Genomic DNA, 18125 nt, shown 5'->3' with positions numbered 1-18125 from the left:
CGTCCGGTTTCGGAAAGCGGTGCGCCCACGCTGGACGTCTGCAATTGGGTCTCGTCAGCTCTTCCGTAACTCGCAAGCTTGTGCCGACACCGCTTTGTCGGCGGTATTGCGGATGTCCTCGGGCGCGTTCGTCAGCTGGGCGAGTTCGGGCGCCTCTACGCGGACCTGCTCGACGCCGGCGTGCCGTTGCCGGCCCCACCAAGCCGCTCCGGCCCGCGCGCTGATGGCGGGCAACAGTTCGCGGGCGAGGCGCAGGAGTTCGTCCGGCGGGATCAGGTCGCGTCCGGCCGCCAGCGCATGCGACAGGTCTTTCGCCAGTTCGACGTTTGTCACCGCGGCCATGCCGGCGGTGCGTTGTTCTAGGTCGCGGATCACCTCCTGTCGCGCCCTGGACCACTCGCGCTCCGAGAAACCTTCGATTTCGACGTCGCAGGATATTCGCCGCAGGCCGACAACCGCTGGGCGCCAGCCGCCGGACTTGAAGTTGTCCCACAGCATGATCAACCGGTGGCCCTGCTCGCCGTTCTCGACATAGACACCAACCGTGCCAGGTGCTGCGTCGGGGCGCGTGTCAGTGAGCCGATTGTTGATCGCCTTCATCGCCAGTGCCTCCATCAGCGCCGCCTGGGCCTGCCCGCGACGCGTGGCGGCCGGCGGCAGTAGCGCTGACGTGTTGGTGATCATGGCGACCCGGCGCCCGTCCGAGGCGCCCGAGTAGCTCACCGGGGCGATGTGATCAGCCTGGAAGGTCGGAACCGGCTCTTCGGCAGGCGCGGGTGAGGTCGCCTTCCAACGGCCGAAGTGGCGGCGGACGAGTGCCTCGACGCGCGCCGGGTCCACGTTGCCAACGATCACGATCATCATGTTCCTGGGCCGGTACAGCCGATGGTAGAGTTCGCGGATGACTTCGCTGCTGGCGGTCGGAACGTCGTCCGAGTTCTGCGCGTCGATCACGTCGGTCGGTGAGCCGGGCGCGACAGCCGCGATGTAGCGGGCATAGATGTCGTTGCCCGCCTTTCTCCCAGCCATCTCGCGCATCACGTCAGCGCGCTGCTCGTTCACGGCGTCCGGTCGGAAGGTCAGGTCGGTCGTTCCCTCGCGCAGTAGCCCCAGCAGCGTGTTCAGATCCTCGTCCCGCGTCGTGCGGGTCGACACGAAGTAGTTCGTCTCCCGCCAGCTGGTCGTCCCCGCTGACGGAGCCGGGAAGGTTAAGGGCAGGCCAATGTGGATGAAGTGGCGCCCGTCATCCGGCGCGCCCGTAGTCGGGCTGACGAAGAAGATGTGCTCTATCAGGTGCGCCAGCCCGCGCTCGCCTGGCCGACGCTCGGCGATGAAACCGCCCTCGTTGCGCATGAGCAGGCCAATCCCTGGTTCGTTGTTTCGACGCGGCAGGATCGCAAAGCGGACGCCGTTGGCCAGCCGCCCGGTGACGATCCGGCCCCAGTGCGACTGTGCCGCCACGGGGGCACCGGCCCTTGCAACGAGATCGGAAGCGCTACCCGCGAAAACGGGCACAGTGGTCGCGGACAGAGCCAGCGCTAGCGCAACAGGCCACCGGTTGCCGATCATCAGACCTCCTCACCATTCGGCACAAGGGGATGTCCCTTGCGAACGCCCCGAGATGATCGTCGCCGATGATGTCGGTTTTGAGGCTTGGCGTTGATCGGGCTTGAGGAAGTGCGAGCCTGAATGAGTGGCCGAAGCTAGGAAGCCGGAAGTGGGCCGCGAACGGTCAATTCTGGGTCCTCTTGATCAATCAACCGGCCTTGCTGCCCCAATCGCGATTGAGGGCGAGGGCTGCCAGTGTGCAAAGCGCGCCTGACAGAAGGTAACCGCCGACCGCTACCAGTCCAAAGTTGCGCGCCAGCAGCAAGGCGGCGAGCGGCGCAAAACCTGCCCCGATGAACCATGCCGCAGTTGCCGTGGTACCGGCCCCCGTGTAGCGGTGCCGGGGCGAGAAGCGATCATTCACCGCCCCCGATGACTGGCCGAACGAGAGACCAAGAAGGACAAAGCCCAGGATCATATAGATCCATTCGCCGGAAGGCCCTTGGCCGAGCAGCCGCGGCGCGAGGAGGCTAAACACTGCGATCAGCACCGCCGAGATACTGAGCAGCGTGCGGCGTCCGATACGGTCGGACAATATGCCGGACATCGCAACAGCAACGAGTCCGACAGCCGCGCCAACCAACTCGATCTTGAGAAAATGAATCGGTGGCTCGCCGGAGCTGAGAACCGACCAGGAGAGCGGAAACACAGTGACAAGATGAAACAGAGCGAAGCTCGCCAGCGGCGCGAAGGCACCCAGCAGCACGACCTTGCCGTGCTCGCGGAACAGCTCCGAGACCGAGGATGGCTGCAATTCACGACGCTTGAAGAGCTCTTCGAAAGCCGGCGTCGAGATGAGGCGCAGCCGAGCAAACAGCGCGACGACGTTGATCACGAAGGCGACAAAGAAGGGGTAGCGCCACCCCCATTCGAGGAAGTCGGATGTCTTCAGAGCTGTGAGAAGGAAGGCGAACACACCCGTCGCCACGAACAGGCCAATCGGCGCGCCGAGCTGAGGGATCATCGCAAACCAGCCCCGGCGCTCCGGGGGGGCGTTGAGTGACAGCAGGGAAGGGAGACCGTCCCAGGTACCACCGAGCGCGAACCCCTGGCCCATGCGGAAGAGCGCAAGCAGTATTGCCGCGCCGCTGCCTAACTGCGCGTAGCTTGGCAGGAAGGCGAGCGCCGCCGTCGATCCGCCGAGCAGGAACATCGCGATCGTCAGCTTGACACCGCGACCGTGCTTTCGATCAAGCCACATGAACAGCAGTGCGCCAAATGGGCGGGCGACGAACGCGAGCCCGAAGATGGCGAACGAATATAGAGTCCCCGTGACCGCATCGACATAGGGAAACACGAGCGATGGGAACACCAGCACCGATGCGATAGCGTAGACGAAGAAGTCAAAGAACTCGGCCGACCGCCCGATGATCACGCCGACGGCGATCTCACCCGGCCTGATCACATGGTCGCGCGCGTTGATCAGCCGGGCGTCGCGCTCCAGCGGCGTGGAGTTGCCCGCGTCCAGGGTCGTGGCTGCCATCCCGTCTATCCTCTACTCGATTCCGTCCAGAACGCCGTCAAGCCCGAGGAGAGGGCGTGCCGGATCCGGGCTGATGATGATCCTTCCTATCGCCGCGCAAACGACAACACTTTGACCGCGGTCAAATCCGCGCTGGGTGGCGCGGGCTAACATCCACGCATGCGCAGAGCCGGATCAACCATCGCCCGACGGGCCGCCCGCCTACCATTCGTCCTTGTGCCGACATTGCTCGGCGGGTGCGACATGGTCGTCATGAACCCCACCGGCGATATCGCCGCTCAGCAGCGTGACCTGATCCTCTTCTCCACAGGGATCATGCTGCTGGTCGTCGTGCCCGTCATGGCGCTGACGGTGCTGTTCGCGTGGCGATACCGGCGCGGCAACGCGAACAAGACCTACGATCCGCAGTTCGACCACTCGACGACGCTGGAGCTGGCGATCTGGTCGATCCCACTGCTGATCATCATCGCACTCAGCGCGGTGACGTGGACGAGCACGCATCTGCTTGATCCGTTCCGGCCTCTCGAGCGGCTCTCAGCCGGGCGGCCGATCCCGCCGAACACCAGGACGCTGCAGGTGCAGGTCGTTGCGCTCGACTGGAAGTGGCTCTTCATCTACCCCGATCTGGGAATCGCGACGGTCAATGAACTGGCGCTGCCGGTGGACGTGCCCGTCCGCTTCTCGATCACATCGACCAGCCAGTTCAATACCTTCTACGCCCCGACGATGGCTGGGATGATCTATGCCATGCCGGGCATGCAGTCGCAGCTTAACGCCGTGCTGAACAAGTCCGGCGAAAGCTGGGGCTACTCCGGCAACTACACCGGCCGTGGTTATTCCAACATGCGCTTCAAGCTGCGCGCGCTGGCGCCCGCCGACTTCAACAGCTGGGCCGCCGAGATAAAACGCGGTTCAAAGCGTGGTCTCGAGGCGGCCAGCTACGTCGCGCTGGAGCGGCCGAGTGAGAAGGTCCCCGTCATGCACTTCTCGTCGGTCACGCCCGGACTGTTTGATCGGGCGCTGAACGGCTGCGTACAGGCCGGCAAGCCGTGCATGGTCGACGTGATGCGGCGTGACATGGCGCGTGGTGGCGGGGATCCTGCTGACGGTCGGATGGGCAGCGGCATGCCTGCCGGGCGTAACACGGCACCCGCAGGCGCCGACAAGCCGACGCCGGCGTTGCAGAAGACGCCGGAAGAAAAGGGCTCCGGACCCAACGTCACGAAGCCGGCGACGCCCGGCGCTGCCCCAGGCCGGCAGAGGCCTGGAGACCCGCGCAACCGCGACATGTCAGCCGTCGATGCCATCCCCGCCGCCGGCGCCTCGCGCGCCGGACGGGCCTGATCCTAGCCATTCGGGATTATCATGACCGATAACAGCTTTCTCAAGACGATCTTCGGACGTCTCACCTGGGAATCCTTCCCACTCCACGAGCCGATCCTGCTCACAACGTTCATCGTCGTGTCGGTGCTCGGCCTCGGCATCGTCGGCGCGATCACCCGCTTCCGTTTGTGGGGCTATTTGTGGAAGGAATGGTTCACCAGCGTCGACCACAAGAAGGTTGGCGTCATGTACATCATCCTGGCGATCATCATGCTGCTGCGCGGCTTTTCCGATGCGGTCATGATGCGCTTGCAACAGGCTGTCGCGTTCGGGTCGAACCCGGGATATCTGCCGTCTCACCACTACGATCAGATCTTCACCGCGCACGGGACGATCATGATCTTCTTCGTCGCCATCCCGCTAGTCGTCGGCATCATCAATTTCGTCATGCCGCTCCAGATCGGCGCGCGCGATGTCGCATTCCCGTTCCTGAACAATCTCAGCTTCTGGCTAACGGCGGCAGGTGCAGTACTGACGATGATCTCGCTGTTCGTTGGCGAGTTCGCGCGCACGGGCTGGCTATCCTACGCACCGCTCGCTGAGCTGGCATACAGCCCAGACACGGGAGTGGACTACTATCTGTGGTCACTGCAGATCGCGGGCGTCGGCACGACGCTGTCGGCGATCAACATGGTCGCCACAATCGTCAAGATGCGTGCCCCCGGCATGACCATGATGAAGATGCCGGTGTTCTGCTGGACGGCACTGTGCTCGAATGTGCTCGCCGTAGCGATCTTTCCGGCGCTGACCGCGGCGTTCTTCCTGCTGATGCTCGACCGTTACGTCGGCACCAACTTCTTCACCAACAGTCTCGGTGGTGCGCCGATGATGTACTGGAACATGGTGTGGATCTGGGGCCATCCGGAGGTGTACGTCCTGGTCCTGCCCGCGTTCGGCATATATTCCGAAATTACCGCGACCTTCTCAGGCAAACCGCTCTTCGGCTATTCATCGATGGTCTACGCGACGGTCGTCATCACCATCCTGTCCTATCTCGTATGGCTCCACCATTTCTTCACCATGGGAGCGGGCCCTAGCGTCAACAGCTTCTTCGGCATCGCGACGATGGTCATTGCCATCCCAACCGGCGCGAAGATCTTCAATTGGCTGTTCACCATGTATCGGGGCGATATCCGTTTCGAGCTGCCGATGATGTGGGTGGTGGCATTCATGCTGACCTTCACGGTCGGCGGCATGACCGGGGTGCTGCTTGCCATTCCGTCTGCCGATTTCGTGCTCCATAACTCGCTGTTCCTGGTTGCGCACTTCCACAACACGATCATCGGTGGCGTTGTCTTCGGGCTGTTCGCCGGCATGGTCTACTGGTTTCCCAAAGCCTTCGGCTTCAAGCTCGACGAGTTCTGGGGCAAGGTCGCGTTCTGGGGCTGGGTCGCGGGCTACTGGATCGCATGGACGCCGATCTACATCGTCGGGCTCATGGGCACGCCGCGCCGGGTCAACCATTTCGACGATCCCTCGCTGCAGCCATACTTCATCATCGCCGCGATCGGTGCAGTGATTATCCTGATCGGCATTCTCGGTTTCGTGATGAGCATCGTCATGGGCTTCGTGAAGCGCAAGAAACTGGCCGACGCGACGGGCGATCCCTGGGGCGGCCGGACGCTCGAATGGTCCACCACCTCGCCTCCGCCGGCCTACAACTTCGCCTTTACGCCCGTCGTTCACGAGCTCGATGCCTGGTACGACATGAAGAACCGCGGTTACGAACGTCCCGCTGGCGGCTTCCGCCCGATCCACATGCCACGCAACACAGGGGCGGGCGTGATCCTCGCCGGCCTGGCGCTGGGCCTCGGCTTCGCCATGGTCTGGTACATCTGGTGGTTGGCGGCGCTGTGCTTCGCAGGGTTGGTCGTCACGGCCGTCGGACATACGTTCAATCTCAAGCGTGACTACTTCATTCCTGCCGACGACGTCGGGCGGACGGAAGCCGGGCGCCTGCCGCTTGTCGAAGGGATCTGACATGACCGATCATGCCCTCCAGCGCGGCCAGACCGCCGACCCGACGTGGCACCTCGCCGAAGAGGACGAACACGACCACGGTGGCAACGGCGCGACGCTCCTCGGCTTCTGGATTTACCTGATGAGCGATGCGCTCATCTTCGCCTCGCTGTTCGCGATGTATGGCGTAGTGAGCACCGGCTACGCCGGAGGCCCAGTGCCGCGCGAGATCTTCGACCTGAAGCTGGTTGCGCTCAATACCGCCTTCCTGCTCGCCTCATCGATCACCTTCGGGCAGGCGATGCCGCACCTGGAGGCGGGCCGGGTTGGCCCGACCCGCTTCTGGCTTGCGGTCACCGGGTTGCTCGGCGCCGCGTTCGTTGGCGTGGAGTTCTACGAGTTCTCTCACCTTATCGCGGAGGGGGCAGGGCCGCAGCGCAGCGCCTTCCTGTCGGCCTTCTTCACGCTCGTCGGCACGCACGGCGCACACGTCACGGTAGGTCTCATCTGGATCGTCACCATGCTCGTCCAGGTCGGCCAACACGGTCTAAGTCCGCCAATGAAGCGTCGGCTGATGTGCCTGTCGATGTTCTGGCACTTCCTCGACATCATCTGGATCGGTGTCTTCACCTTCGTCTATCTGTATGGAGTCATCCGTTGAGCCGCTCTTCGATCGAGGGAGACGCCGCGCTCCACAACCACGGCGATACGCACGGTCACGGCAGCCGCAAGGCATACCGCGTCGGCACCATCCTTTCGATCCTGCTGACGGTGGTGCCGTTCTGGCTCGTCATGTCGGGTAGTCTGCACGATTCCGCGACAACCGCAGCGCTCATCTTCGCGATGGCGCTGGTCCAGATCGTCGTCCACGTCGTCTGTTTCCTTCACCTCGACACGCGATCTGAGGGAGGTTGGACGCTGCTCGCCTTCCTGTTTACGACCGTGATCGTGGTCCTGACGATTGGCGGGTCGATCTGGGTCATGTATCATCTTAACACCAACATGATGCCGATGCCCGGCGGCACGATGGGCCCGGTGCGCTGAGCGGGGAAGCAGGGCGACCGAGCAAGATCGGGGCAATGCGGCGCAAGCGATGGGCGCTCGCGGCGCTGAGCGCGGTGATGACGCTGATGTTCTTGTCATTAGGCATCTGGCAGGTTGAACGCCGCGCGTGGAAGCTCGCGCTGATCTCGGCAGTTGAAGAGCGGGTCCACGCACCGCCGAGGTCTGCGCCGCCTCCATCCTCCTGGCGAAGCCTCGACGCCAGGCGAGACGCTTACCTACATGTCACCGTACGGGGGCGGTTCCTCAACGCCGCGGAAACACGTGTTCAGGCCCTGACGGAGGATGGTGCGGGATTCTGGGTGATGACGCCGCTGCGCACCGAGACCGGCTTCGTGGTGCTCGTCAATCGCGGCTTCGTTCCGCCCGAGCGTGCCAACCCTGCAACACGCCCTCCCGTCGGCGGCGTGGTCGACGTCACCGGTCTGCTGCGGATGACCGAGCCGGGGGGAAGCATTATGCGCTCGAACCAACCCACACAGGACCGTTGGTTTTCGCGCGACGTCGCCGCCATTGCCCGCGCTCGAGCACTGCAACAAGCAGCCCCGTATTTCATCGATGCGGATTCAACCGCAAACGCCGGTGGATGGCCGCGTGGCGGGATGACCGTGCTGAACTTTCCGAACAACCACCTGGTCTACAGCATCACGTGGTTCGCCCTTGCGATGCTGTCGCTTGTAGGCCTAGTTCTGGTTCTTCGCACTCCGAGGGTTCGGGCAGGTCCTCAGCACTGAGCGAGCGGGCGATGTTCCAGGCGACGGGGTTGCGTGGGCCGGTACAAGCGGCCAGATCTCGTCGACTGCATCCTGGCTCCCCCGCGAGACGCAGGCCGGAAGCGTCGCGGAGTTCGCGAGCAATGGATGGTCAGGAGCGCGAGTGCTCTGTAGGCGAAGCCGTTTGAAGCCCGGCACGCTCCTGCTGAGGTGAACGCGGCGGATCAGCTCGTGGGATGATCCAGCGGTATGAGGGCACACACCTTGCGGAAGGCAGAGTGCCACTTCTTCTGGCGATTAACCGCCGTCTTCGAAACGCTTCGGTTGACGCTCGTGGATCGTCCCGAGCCCAACACGAGATTAGCCAGGGTGGTCCGGTTCGACGTTAGCATCCTTAGGCGCCCAGAGCCTCGACGTGGCGGTCGAGCACTGGCGGCGAGGTTCACGGAAAGAGCATTACGCGCGTCCAGCCGTTGTCTTCCCGCGTGAACAGGTAGCGACAATGCAGACGGCTTCGGCCTTCCTGCCAGAATTCCCAACGCAGCGGCGACAGCGTGAAGCCACCCCAGTTCGGCGGCCGTGGCACGACCTGTCCGATGAAGCGCACCGCGACTGCGGCGCACCGTTCGGCCAGAATTTCTGGATCCGGACAGACTTGGGACTGGTCGGATGCCCATGCGCCGATCTGGGAGGCACGGTCTCGTCCGGCGAAATATGTGTCGGAAGCCTGTTCCGACGTTCCGGCGACAAGTCCTCGAACACGTACCTGACGCCCGAGCGTTTCCAGTAGAAGCATAGTTTCGCGCGGGGATGAAGGGCGAGGGCTTCAGCCTTGGGGCTCTGATAGTTGGTAAAGAAGGACAGGCCGTCGGGGCCGTGATCCCTGATGAGCACAATGCGCCCCTCCGGCCACCCGGCGGCATCGACGGTCGAAAGCGTTGCCGCGTCGGGATACGCACCTTCAGCGTGGCGCGCGTCGCCGAGCCACCCCCGAACAGATCCAGTGGGGAGCCGAGAGCCTGATCGGGAACACTGCCCGCGATGGTCTGCTCCGACCACTCGCCCGTGGGCAGCCCGTGCATGTCGTCGTTCATCGATCAACCTTCCCGCGTGGGGCAGTGGCGCAAGCCGCCGCGCGGGGAAGCTCCCCGCGCGGCGTAGTTTCCATCGTCATCTGGACAGCAGATTACAGCCGAATGCCGAGGCCCGCGCCGAACACCAGTGGATCGAGGCCCAGCTTCACCCGCTGCGTTCCCGCAGACGTCGTGTCGAGGCGCACCTTCGTGTCGATGTCGATGTACTTGAGGTCGAGGTTCAGGAAGACCTTGGGCGTGATGTCCACATCGATCCCCGCCTGCGCCGCCCAACCGAAGCTGTCGTCCATGTGGACTCGGGTCCGCCCCACCGCCGCCTCCAGCCCGTCCGACGCCTTCTCGTTCCAGAAGATGGTATAGTTGATGCCGGCGCCGACATAGGGACGGATGTGCTTCCCGGGCGCGAAGTGGTATTGAGCGGTGAGGGTCGGGGGCAGTACCCAGGTCGATGCGAGCTTGCCGATGCCGCCCGTCGTACCGGTTATGCCGCTCGCGCTGTGCTTCGTGGTGGAAGCGATGAGTTCGAAGCCGACGTTGTTCGTCGCCATGTAGGTCGCGTCGACTTCCGGCATGGCGCTGTCATCGACCTTGACCCGCTCGCCCGGGAAGGCGGGTAGAACGCTGCCGGAATGCTCGTTGGGCGCGACGAGGATCGCGCGCGCGCGAAGCAGAACGTCACCCGCCCGGATGCCGACTCGCTCCGCAGCCGGTGCTGCCTGCACATCCGTCTGCGCCGATGCCGGGACCGCAGTCGCCGCTGCTGCCAGCGTCAGCATCACGCCAACGCTTCTGAACGTATTCATCGCCGATCTCCTCTGTTTCGGGCATGAGGACCGGATAGGAAGAGCGCAGCGGTCGATCCTTGACCGCGGACAAACGCGGCTTTGACCACGATCAAAGTCCATCGAGAACGATGCGCACATGAGCGTCGCCATGTGGACCTATCATCCAGACCTGCTCGCGCGGCCCGTACCGCGCTACACCAGCTATCCGACGGCCGCGGAGTTTGACGATGCTTACGGCCATGCCGACATGGCGACCGCGCTTGACGCGCTTCCAGCAGACACGCCGATCTCTCTCTACCTGCACATCCCGTACTGCCATGCGATCTGTTGGTACTGCGGATGCAACACCGGCGCCGCAAACCGGACCGCGCGGCTCGACGCCTATCTTGCGCTGCTCCACGACGAGATCGCGCTGGTGGCGGAACGTCTCGCCGGGCGCGGCAGGGTAGGGCGGATCGCCTTCGGCGGCGGCAGCCCTAACGCGGTGTCGCCCAAGGCCTTCGTGGCGCTGGTCGACCATGTGGTCACGGCCTTTCGTTGCGAAGATACGGTGCTGTCGGTCGAACTCGATCCGCGCGGGTTCGGGCCGGACTGGGCCGCCGCCATCGCCGATACGGGAGTGACGCGCGCTAGCTTGGGGGTCCAGACGTTCGATCCTGGGTTGCAGGCGTCCATCGGTCGGGTGCAACCGGAAGCGGACATCCGCCGCGCTACCGAACTCCTGCGAAAGGCGGGAGTGGGGTCGATCAACTTCGACCTCATGTACGGGTTGCCGGGTCAGGACGATGCGTCGCTCGCGGCGACGCTCGAAAGCACCTTGACGCTTTCGCCCGATCGACTGGCGGTCTTCGGCTACGCGCATGTCCCGAAGCTGATCCCGCGTCAGCGCCGTATCGATGCGAGCGCGCTGCCGGACGCGGCGGGGCGGTTCGGGCAGGCGATGCTTGCGCATCGTCGGCTGACCGCGGAGGGGTATGTGCCGATAGGCTTCGATCATTTCGCCCGCCCCGGCGATGATCTGGCCCGCGCCGCTGCCAGCGGCGTGCTACGCCGCAACTTCCAGGGCTTCACCGAGGATCGGGCCGAGGTGCTCATCGGCATGGGGGTCAGTGCGATCAGTCAATTTCCCGATCGCCTGCTCCAGAATAACAAGGATGCAGGTGGGTGGCGCGCCGCGATCGGGATCGGAAGGTTCGCGAGCGCGCGCGGCGTTCGTCGGACGGCGCAGGATCGCGCCCGCGGCCGTGCGATCGAGGCGATCCTCTGCAACGGATCGGCGAATCTGGCTCATGTGCCTGAGAGGGAGGGGATCCGCGCGCGTCTGAGGCCCTTCGACGCCGCCGGATTGATCGAGTGGCACGGCAGCCTGCTGAAGCTGGCGCCCGACGCGCTTCCCTATGCCCGCTCGGTTGCCGCGACTCTCGATGCGCATCGCGGTGAAAATGCGGCGCAGTTCAGCACTGCAGTCTGAATCCAGGGCAGGCGGGCAGATCTGGGCGGTCCACGGAGGTATGCGCCATGAATGGTAAGCAACGTTCGCGGCTTCGGAGTCCACCTCGTTGCGCTTAGGAAGACAGAACGAGCCATCGCTACTATGGGGTACCCATGGCTCTGACAGACATATGCGTCGACTGTGCGGTTCGAGACCGCTCGTTGTGCGGCAGCCTCGACGATTCCGAACTGAAGGCGCTTAACGCTCTCAGCCAGCGTCGGCATGTCAAGCGAGGCCAGGTGGTGGCATGGGCCGGGGATGAGGCCGTCATCTGTGGCAACCTGCTGGACGGCGTCTTGAAGCTGGTTGCGACTACGGCCGATGGCCGCGAGCAGATCGTCGGCTTGCTGTACCCTGCGGATTTCTTCGGCCAGCCTTACGCCGGCGAGACGGACTTCGACATCGTCGCTCTTACCGATGCCGATCTGTGCGTGTTTCCACGTCCCGCCTTCGAGCGTGTGCTCGACGACCATCAGCGGATGGAGAGGCTTCTCCTCCAGCGCACGCTGGAATCGCTGACCGAAGCACGTGAGCGCATTCTCGTACTCGCGCGCAAGTCCGCTGGAGAGAAGGTGGCGGGCTTTCTGGTCGACATGGCTTCACGGTCGGGCGAAAAGGGCTGCCGGGCGACCGCCCACGGCCCGATCACGTTCGACCTGCCGCTCACCAGGGGGCAGATGGCGGACGTGCTTGGCATGACGATCGAAACGGTCAGCCGGCAGCTTACGAAACTCAAGCTGGAGGGCATCATCGCTCTTCCCAGCGCGCGAGCGGTGACTATCAGCGACCGCGCCGCGCTCGCCGCACGTGCGGAAGCGTCTTGAGCCGTCCTTAGGACAGAACGGAGCGCCTGCGGCCCGCACGATGGCGCAGGCTCTCGGTGAGCGAGAACCGCGCTGCAGCCGTCAGTCGGTGCCGGGCCAGCGCCAGAATGGCTAGCTCCTCGCAGTCCATGGCCTGGCGGCAGCCGTCGAAGAAGCAGCGTAGCATATAGCCGAGCATGTTGGGCGAGGGCCGCTCTGCAATGTCCAGGCTTCCGCGCAGGGCATCCGCCAGATCCTCGGCATGCGTTGCATCTGCGGCATGGCGGGCTTGGACCTGTTCGAGCAGCACCGCCGCCAGTGGATCCGCCGTATCATACATTCGAGTGACATCGGGATAGGGCGGAAGGGTTGCTTCCCCGGGGTCATAGAGCTCCCGAAGGGCGCCGCAGATCTTCTCCACCACCGGTGCGGGGGGAAGCGTAGGCAGGTCGTCGGCACAGCATTCGAGGAGATCGCACAATTCGCCTAGCTGCCGATGATCCTCGACGAGCTGTAGAATAGCGTCTTCCGGTATTTCGCTGGATCGGCTCGTGAGCGGCACGACGCTGCCGCTCGACCAGTGGAGATCCATACCGCCTGCTCCTCTTCCCATCATGCGCGCCCGCAGTGCAAGAACGGCGCTGTGCGGGATCTCCGAGGAGCCGACATTGACCGCCGTCAAAGCGCTGCCGTTTGTCGCGCCTTATGTAGGGCCATGAGCTATGATGTGATCGTGGTGGGCGCCGGGCCCGCAGGACTGGCCTTCGTACGCGGTCTGGCAGGGACAGGCCTGCGCGTCGCCCTGATCGACCGTCAGCCGCTTTCCGATCTCATCGACCCCGCTCCCGATGGCCGCGCAATCGCGCTGACGCATCGATCGGTCGACAGTCTGCGCACGCTGGGCGCGTGGACGTCGATCGACCCTGCCGCGGTTTCGCTGCTGCGCAGCGCGTCGGTGCTCGACGGTGCGTCGTCGTTCGCGCTTCCCTTCGGCACCCAGGATGTCCGCGAGGATCATCTGGGGACCCTCGTCGGCAATCATCACATCCGGCGGGCATTGTTCGCCGTGACGGCGGGGCAACCGGGGCTGACGATCTTCGCCGGGGTCGCCACGGCCGCGGTGTCCACGGACCGGAGGGGAGCGACCGTGACGCTGGAGAACGGGCGTTCGCTGCGCGGGCACCTGTTGGTCGCGGCCGATTCGCGCTTTTCCGACATTCGCGCGCGGCTCGGGATCGCGGCGCGGGTGAACCGGTTGGGGCGATCGATGCTGCTGGCAGAGGTCGAACACGATCTCGACCATCGCGGTATAGCCACCGAGTGGTTCGACTATGGCCAGACCATCGCGCTGCTGCCCCTCGCCGGACGGCGGTCCTCCGTCGTCCTGACGTTGCCGGAGGATGCAATCGCGCGCTTGGCGTCGTGGAGTCCCACCGCATTGTCCACTGAACTCACCCGCCGATCCGGCGAGCATTTGGGCACGATGCGAATGACCGGGCGATCCCACGTCTATCCTCTGGCCACGACTTGGAGCGAGCATTTTGCGGCGACCCGGGCGGCATTGATCGGCGATGCGGCCGTCGGAATGCATCCGGTGACCGCCCACGGCTTCAACTTGGGACTGCGCAGCGCCGTCTCGCTGAGCCGCCTGGTCGGGGCCGCCCGCGCACGGCGGCACGATATCGGCGGGTCCCTGCTTCTTCGTCGCTACGAGGCCGCGCACCGCATGGCGGCCGCCCCGCTGTTTGCCGCAACCGGGGCCATCGTTCGCCTCTATACCGACGAGCATCTGCCGGCGCGGCTTGTGCGGCCGACCTTGCTTCGCGCGGCCGGGCGTATGCCGCTCGTGCGCAGCGGCGTCTCGCGGATGTTGATGCATCGTTGAGCGGCGGCGAGCCTCGATCGGCGCGTTTGACCGGGGTCAAACCCTTTTACCGGCTCCCGTGCGACGCGGCGCAGCGCTGGAACTGGATGAAAGAAGGCTAATGACGCAGCTATCGACCGCTCCGCGGTTCTGGGAACTAACCCACCATCTCGGGCGGATGGGCCTTCGCGATCTGCTGAAGGCATACTTCACCCACTATGCGGTCATCGTCTATCTTTGCCTCGCAGCGCTCAGCCTGGCCGCTGCGGCACGCTGGCCGGCCCCCCTGGTGCCGACGATCGCGAGCATCCTGTTGGTCGTTCTCGCCTACCCGCTTATCTGGTACGTCTTGCATCGCTGGGTCCTGCACAGCCGCTGGATGTTTAAGGTGCCGGTGCTCGCCGGCACGTGGAAGCGCATCCATTACGACCATCACATGGATCCCGACCGGCTGGAGATCCTGTTCGGCGCGCTCTATACGACCCTGCCGACGCTGCTGATCGTGGCGGCGCTGCCGGGATGGCTGATCGGCGGGGCGGGCGGCGCGCTGGCGGGCTTCGCGGCCGGGCTGATTTGCACGGCGTTCTACGAATTCGCGCACTGCGTGCAGCATCTCGGGTGGAAGCCACGCAACCCGTGGCTGGCGACGATGAAGAGGCGCCACATGGAACATCATTTCCATGACGAGGACGGCAATTTCGGGATCACGAACTTCGTCTGGGATCGCCTGTTCGACACGCTCTACAGCCGGGGTACCCGCCCGGACAAAAGTGCCACCGTGTTCAATCTCGGCTATGATGACGACATGGCGAGGCGTTATCCCTGGGTCGCGAACCGGTCCCGGTCTTCTGCCGCCGGGAATCCGCGACGCACCCGCGCAGCGGGCCAGGGTAACGGTGCAGCGGAAAATGCTTTCTCGGCAGCTGCCGATCGGTATGCCGCTCCGATCGGCGGCAACTCACTTCGCCGCGACCGCTCGATCCGGGGAATCGAAGAATGACTGATCGCATCGCCTGCGCCGCGCTCCGCTCCCGTATCACCGACGCTGATACGGCGGCGGCGTTCATACGGCCTGGCGAGAACGTGGCGGCGAGTGGCTTCACCGGATCCGGCTATCCCAAGATGGTCCCCCAGGCGCTGGCGCGGCGGATGGCGGCCGAGCACACGGCCGGACGGCCGTTCCGCGTCAACTTGTGGACTGGCGCTTCCACCGGGCCGGAACTCGACGGCGCGCTTGCCGCAGTCGACGGCATCGCGCAGCGCCTGCCGTACAGCGCCGATCCGGTCGCTCGCGAGAAGATCAACCGCGGCGAGATCGACTATCTCGACATGCACCTGAGCCAGGTCGCGCCGATGGCGTGGGAGGGCGTGCTCGGGACGCTCGACACCGCCATCGTCGAGGTGACCGGCATCCGCGCGGACGGATCGCTGATCCCCTCTTCGTCGGTAGGCAACAACAAGACATGGCTGGACCGGGCGCAGCGTGTCATCCTCGAGGTCAATCGCTGGCAGGATCCTGCGCTCGAGGGCATGCACGACATCTATTACGGAACGCGCTTGCCGCCCAATCGCGTGCCGATCCCACTGGTCCGTCCCGATGACCGGATCGGTACGCCGTACCTCGCGTGCGATCCCGAAAAGATCGTCGCGATCGTCGAGACCGATGCGCCGGATCGCAACCTGCCGTTTGCCGCGCCGGACGATACTGCCCGCGCCATTGCGAGGCATATCATCGATTTCCTGACGCATGAGGTGTCGCGCGGTCGCCTGCCGCCGTCGTTGCTGCCGATCCAGTCCGGGGTCGGCAACATCGCCAACGCCGTGCTGTCCGGGCTGATCGACGCGCCCTTCGAACCGATGACCGCCTTTACTGAGGTGATCCAGGACGGGATGCTCGACCTGCTGGACGCGGGCAAGCTGCGTATGGCGTCGGCGACGGCCTTCTCGCTCAGCCCGGCAGCGGCGGCGCGGCTAAATGCCGACATGAGACTGTACCGCAAGCGGATGATCCTGCGTCCGCAGGAGATCAGCAACCATCCCGAGCTGGTGCGGCGCCTGGGCTGCATCGCGATGAACGGCCTGATTGAAGCGGACATCTACGGCAACGTCAATTCGACGCTGGTGATGGGGTCGCGTATCCAGAACGGCATTGGCGGTTCGGGCGACTTCGCGCGTAACGCCTATGTATCGATCTTCATGACCCCCTCGATTGCTAAGGGCGGCAGGATCTCGGCGATCGTGCCGCAGGCAGCGCATGTGGACCATGTCATGCAGGACGTGCAGGTAATCGTCACGGAGCAGGGCCTAGCGGATCTGCGCGGCCTCTCGCCTCGACAGCGCGCCAAGGTCGTGATCGAACGCTGCGCCCATCCCAGCTACCGCGCTCTCCTTGCGGACTATGCGGCGAGGGCTGATGGCGGCGCCTACGGTCTCCATGCGCCCTCTTTGCCCACGGAGGCTTTGTCCTGGCACCGCCGCTTCATGGAAACGGGAACAATGATGGCCGCTTGACCATGGTCAATGCTTGCGCCTCCGGAAGCGCGCATCGACAGGACGTTGTCAGGAGATCATCATGCCCATCACCGAGTCTCAACCACTTGTCACCCGCGCGGGCGTTCGCCTCCATGTTCGGCGAGCTCGTGGTGCGGACGAGCAGTTGCTTGCCACGTTCTTCTCGCACGTAACGCCTGAGGATCTGCGTTTCCGCTTTCTGACCGGCGTGCGTCAGGTCAGCCGCGAGCGGCTTGCTGCGATGGCGGATGCCAACGATGATCGCACCGAGAGCCTCGTTGCCTTTGATGATGGCGGGGAGATTGTTGCTACGGCGATGCTTGCTGGTGATGCGACGCGGGAACGGGCGGAAGCCGCCATCGCGGTACGTGGCGACCGGAAGGGCCAGGGGATAGGATGGAGGCTCCTTGAAACCCTCGTCAGCCATGCCAGGCAAATGGGCTATGCCGCGATCGAAGCGATTGAAGACCGTGCGAACAATGAGGCCCTCGTGCTGGAGCGCGAAATGGGATTTGAGACGTCCTTTGTGGAAGGTGATCCCAGCCTCGTCAGGGTTGTCTGCCGGCTACGGTAAGGTCACCTCGCGCGGTGCGAATGTCGAGCACGGTAGAACGACGTGTACGTGCACCTTATCAAGGGCGGCTAGCAGTATGGCGGGCCAAAGCTGACGAACCACGTCATCAGCGCGCCCACCACCGCATGCTAGCGAGATGAACGAGCGGCGGAAACTGATATGCGGACAACAAGGTGTGAATGGCCGGAAATGGGTCAAATAGGCTGGCTGCTGAACCGTAAGCAGCCAGCCTAATTCATGTTTACGCCAGCGTGCGAACGTTGGGCTCGCGATCCCAGTAGCGCTTCTTCGCAGCCTCAACGAAGCCAGCGAGATCAGTCACTCCCTCGTCAGGTTCGACGCCCGCCTTGTCGAGCAGCGGTTTCGCCTCGGGGTTAGCGCCTATCGCCTTGAGATGACCGAAACCGTCCATCACCCATTGGACGGCCGCGCCCTCCTTGACGAGCTTGGCGGTCGCCTCAGCCGAAAGCACAATTGCGCAGGCATCGACGGTCGGCGAAGGCTGGCCAAACAACTGTGCGTCGGCGGCAACCGCGGAGCCGTCGGACAGAGGCACCTTGCCAATCTTGGGCGCAATGAGCTTGGCCTGTCCTTTGGCCGCGGCAATTGCGCTAGTGAGAGCGTTGAGCGCGCCGGCGTCGGTGCCGTCGGCGATCAGGATGCCAACCGTCCGCCCCTCTAGCGTGTGCTTTTCAAGCGGCCCGCGGATGATGCGCAGCGCAGGCGAGAGGTCCATGTCGAGGACAGGCGCGGCAGTAGGCGACGCGGCCGGCAGATCCATTGCCAAGCCGGCA

Annotated in this window: 16 protein-coding genes and 2 pseudogenes; 11 read left to right on the top strand and 7 right to left on the bottom strand. The window is 64.4% G+C overall.

The features are described 5' to 3' along the window. Positions 1 to 54 precede the first annotated feature (54 nt). Together OXR60_RS07215 and OXR60_RS07210 are read right to left on the bottom strand one after the other, a co-directional pair. Positions 55 to 1569 (bottom strand): insulinase family protein, encoded by a 1515-nt coding sequence (locus tag OXR60_RS07215; protein WP_267395129.1) that lies wholly within the window; start codon positions 1567 to 1569, stop codon positions 55 to 57. Between the two features lie 187 nt (positions 1570 to 1756). After that, on the bottom strand, positions 1757 to 3091 hold the full coding sequence (locus tag OXR60_RS07210; RefSeq protein ID WP_267395128.1) for an MFS transporter: 1335 nt from the start codon (positions 3089 to 3091) through the stop codon (positions 1757 to 1759). A 159-nt stretch (positions 3092 to 3250) separates the two neighbouring features. Between OXR60_RS07210 and cyoA the strand changes: the two genes are divergently transcribed. From cyoA to OXR60_RS07185, 5 genes are read left to right on the top strand one after another with little or no spacing between them, the layout of a single operon-like run. Next, the gene (cyoA, locus tag OXR60_RS07205; RefSeq protein ID WP_267395127.1) at positions 3251 to 4435 is read left to right on the top strand and encodes a ubiquinol oxidase subunit II; all 1185 of its coding nucleotides are present in this window, start codon (positions 3251 to 3253) and stop codon (positions 4433 to 4435) included. Between the two features lie 21 nt (positions 4436 to 4456). After that, positions 4457 to 6454 (top strand): cytochrome o ubiquinol oxidase subunit I, encoded by a 1998-nt coding sequence (gene cyoB / locus OXR60_RS07200; RefSeq protein WP_267395126.1) that lies wholly within the window; start codon positions 4457 to 4459, stop codon positions 6452 to 6454. Between the two features lies 1 nt (position 6455). Continuing rightward, positions 6456 to 7094, top strand: a complete 639-nt coding sequence (gene cyoC / locus OXR60_RS07195) for a cytochrome o ubiquinol oxidase subunit III (protein ID WP_267395125.1) — start codon at positions 6456 to 6458, stop codon at positions 7092 to 7094. Next, a complete protein-coding gene (gene cyoD, locus OXR60_RS07190; protein WP_267395124.1) occupies positions 7091 to 7477 on the top strand; it encodes a cytochrome o ubiquinol oxidase subunit IV in 387 nt (128 codons plus the stop codon). Before cyoC ends, cyoD begins: the two co-directional genes overlap by 4 nt. A gap of 35 nt (positions 7478 to 7512) precedes the next feature. Further along, a complete protein-coding gene (locus OXR60_RS07185) occupies positions 7513 to 8229 on the top strand; it encodes an SURF1 family protein (protein WP_267395123.1) in 717 nt (238 codons plus the stop codon). A 421-nt stretch (positions 8230 to 8650) separates the two neighbouring features. On the opposite strand, the gene OXR60_RS07180 is transcribed toward OXR60_RS07185, so the two are convergent. The 3 genes and pseudogenes from OXR60_RS07180 to OXR60_RS07170 form a co-directional block, all read right to left on the bottom strand. After that, the gene (locus OXR60_RS07180; RefSeq protein WP_267395122.1) at positions 8651 to 9004 is read right to left on the bottom strand and encodes a pyridoxine 5'-phosphate oxidase C-terminal domain-containing protein; all 354 of its coding nucleotides are present in this window, start codon (positions 9002 to 9004) and stop codon (positions 8651 to 8653) included. Between the two features lie 29 nt (positions 9005 to 9033). Next, positions 9034 to 9102 (bottom strand): annotated as a pseudogene (locus tag OXR60_RS19970) (pyridoxamine 5'-phosphate oxidase); the annotation flags it as partial. A gap of 292 nt (positions 9103 to 9394) precedes the next feature. Continuing rightward, positions 9395 to 10105, bottom strand: a complete 711-nt coding sequence (locus OXR60_RS07170) for an OmpW family outer membrane protein (protein ID WP_267395121.1) — start codon at positions 10103 to 10105, stop codon at positions 9395 to 9397. A 118-nt stretch (positions 10106 to 10223) separates the two neighbouring features. On the opposite strand from OXR60_RS07170, the gene hemN reads away from it, so the two are divergent. Then, complete coding sequence (gene hemN / locus OXR60_RS07165; protein ID WP_267395120.1) at positions 10224 to 11558, top strand: oxygen-independent coproporphyrinogen III oxidase; 1335 nt, start codon at positions 10224 to 10226, stop codon at positions 11556 to 11558. Positions 11559 to 11692: 134 nt separating this feature from the next. Next, positions 11693 to 12403 carry a Crp/Fnr family transcriptional regulator gene (locus tag OXR60_RS07160; RefSeq protein ID WP_267395119.1) on the top strand — a complete coding sequence of 237 codons (711 nt, stop codon included), beginning with the start codon at positions 11693 to 11695 and terminating at the stop codon, positions 12401 to 12403. A 7-nt stretch (positions 12404 to 12410) separates the two neighbouring features. Here the strand turns inward: OXR60_RS07160 and OXR60_RS07155 are convergent, their stop codons facing one another. Then, entirely contained in the window at positions 12411 to 12974 is a 564-nt protein-coding gene (locus OXR60_RS07155) for a hypothetical protein (protein WP_267395118.1), read from the bottom strand. 123 nt (positions 12975 to 13097) lie between these two features. Between OXR60_RS07155 and ubiM the strand changes: the two genes are divergently transcribed. The 4 genes from ubiM (at position 13098) to OXR60_RS07135 (ending at position 17331) form a co-directional block, all read left to right on the top strand. Then, a complete protein-coding gene (gene ubiM, locus OXR60_RS07150; protein ID WP_267395117.1) occupies positions 13098 to 14267 on the top strand; it encodes a 5-demethoxyubiquinol-8 5-hydroxylase UbiM in 1170 nt (389 codons plus the stop codon). Between the two features lie 157 nt (positions 14268 to 14424). Beyond that, positions 14425 to 15246 carry a sterol desaturase family protein gene (locus tag OXR60_RS07145; protein WP_267395116.1) on the top strand — a complete coding sequence of 274 codons (822 nt, stop codon included), beginning with the start codon at positions 14425 to 14427 and terminating at the stop codon, positions 15244 to 15246. Then, positions 15243 to 16757, top strand: coding sequence for an acetyl-CoA hydrolase/transferase family protein (locus OXR60_RS07140; RefSeq protein WP_267395115.1), 1515 nt, complete (start codon positions 15243 to 15245; stop codon positions 16755 to 16757). The genes OXR60_RS07145 and OXR60_RS07140 overlap by 4 nt, the downstream gene beginning before the upstream one ends. A 61-nt stretch (positions 16758 to 16818) precedes the next feature. Then, on the top strand, positions 16819 to 17331 hold the full coding sequence (locus OXR60_RS07135; protein ID WP_267395114.1) for a GNAT family N-acetyltransferase: 513 nt from the start codon (positions 16819 to 16821) through the stop codon (positions 17329 to 17331). Between the two features lie 241 nt (positions 17332 to 17572). Here OXR60_RS07135 and OXR60_RS07130 read toward each other — a convergent pair. Then, positions 17573 to 18125, bottom strand: a pseudogene (locus tag OXR60_RS07130) (catalase HPII); the annotation flags it as partial.

Origin of the sequence: Sphingomonas sp. GC_Shp_5, assembly GCF_026540855.1 — a bacterium.
Classification (GTDB): domain Bacteria; phylum Pseudomonadota; class Alphaproteobacteria; order Sphingomonadales; family Sphingomonadaceae; genus Sphingomonas.
The sequence above is the reverse complement of the archived record's forward strand: the minus strand, read 5'-3'. Positions and strand labels throughout refer to the sequence as shown.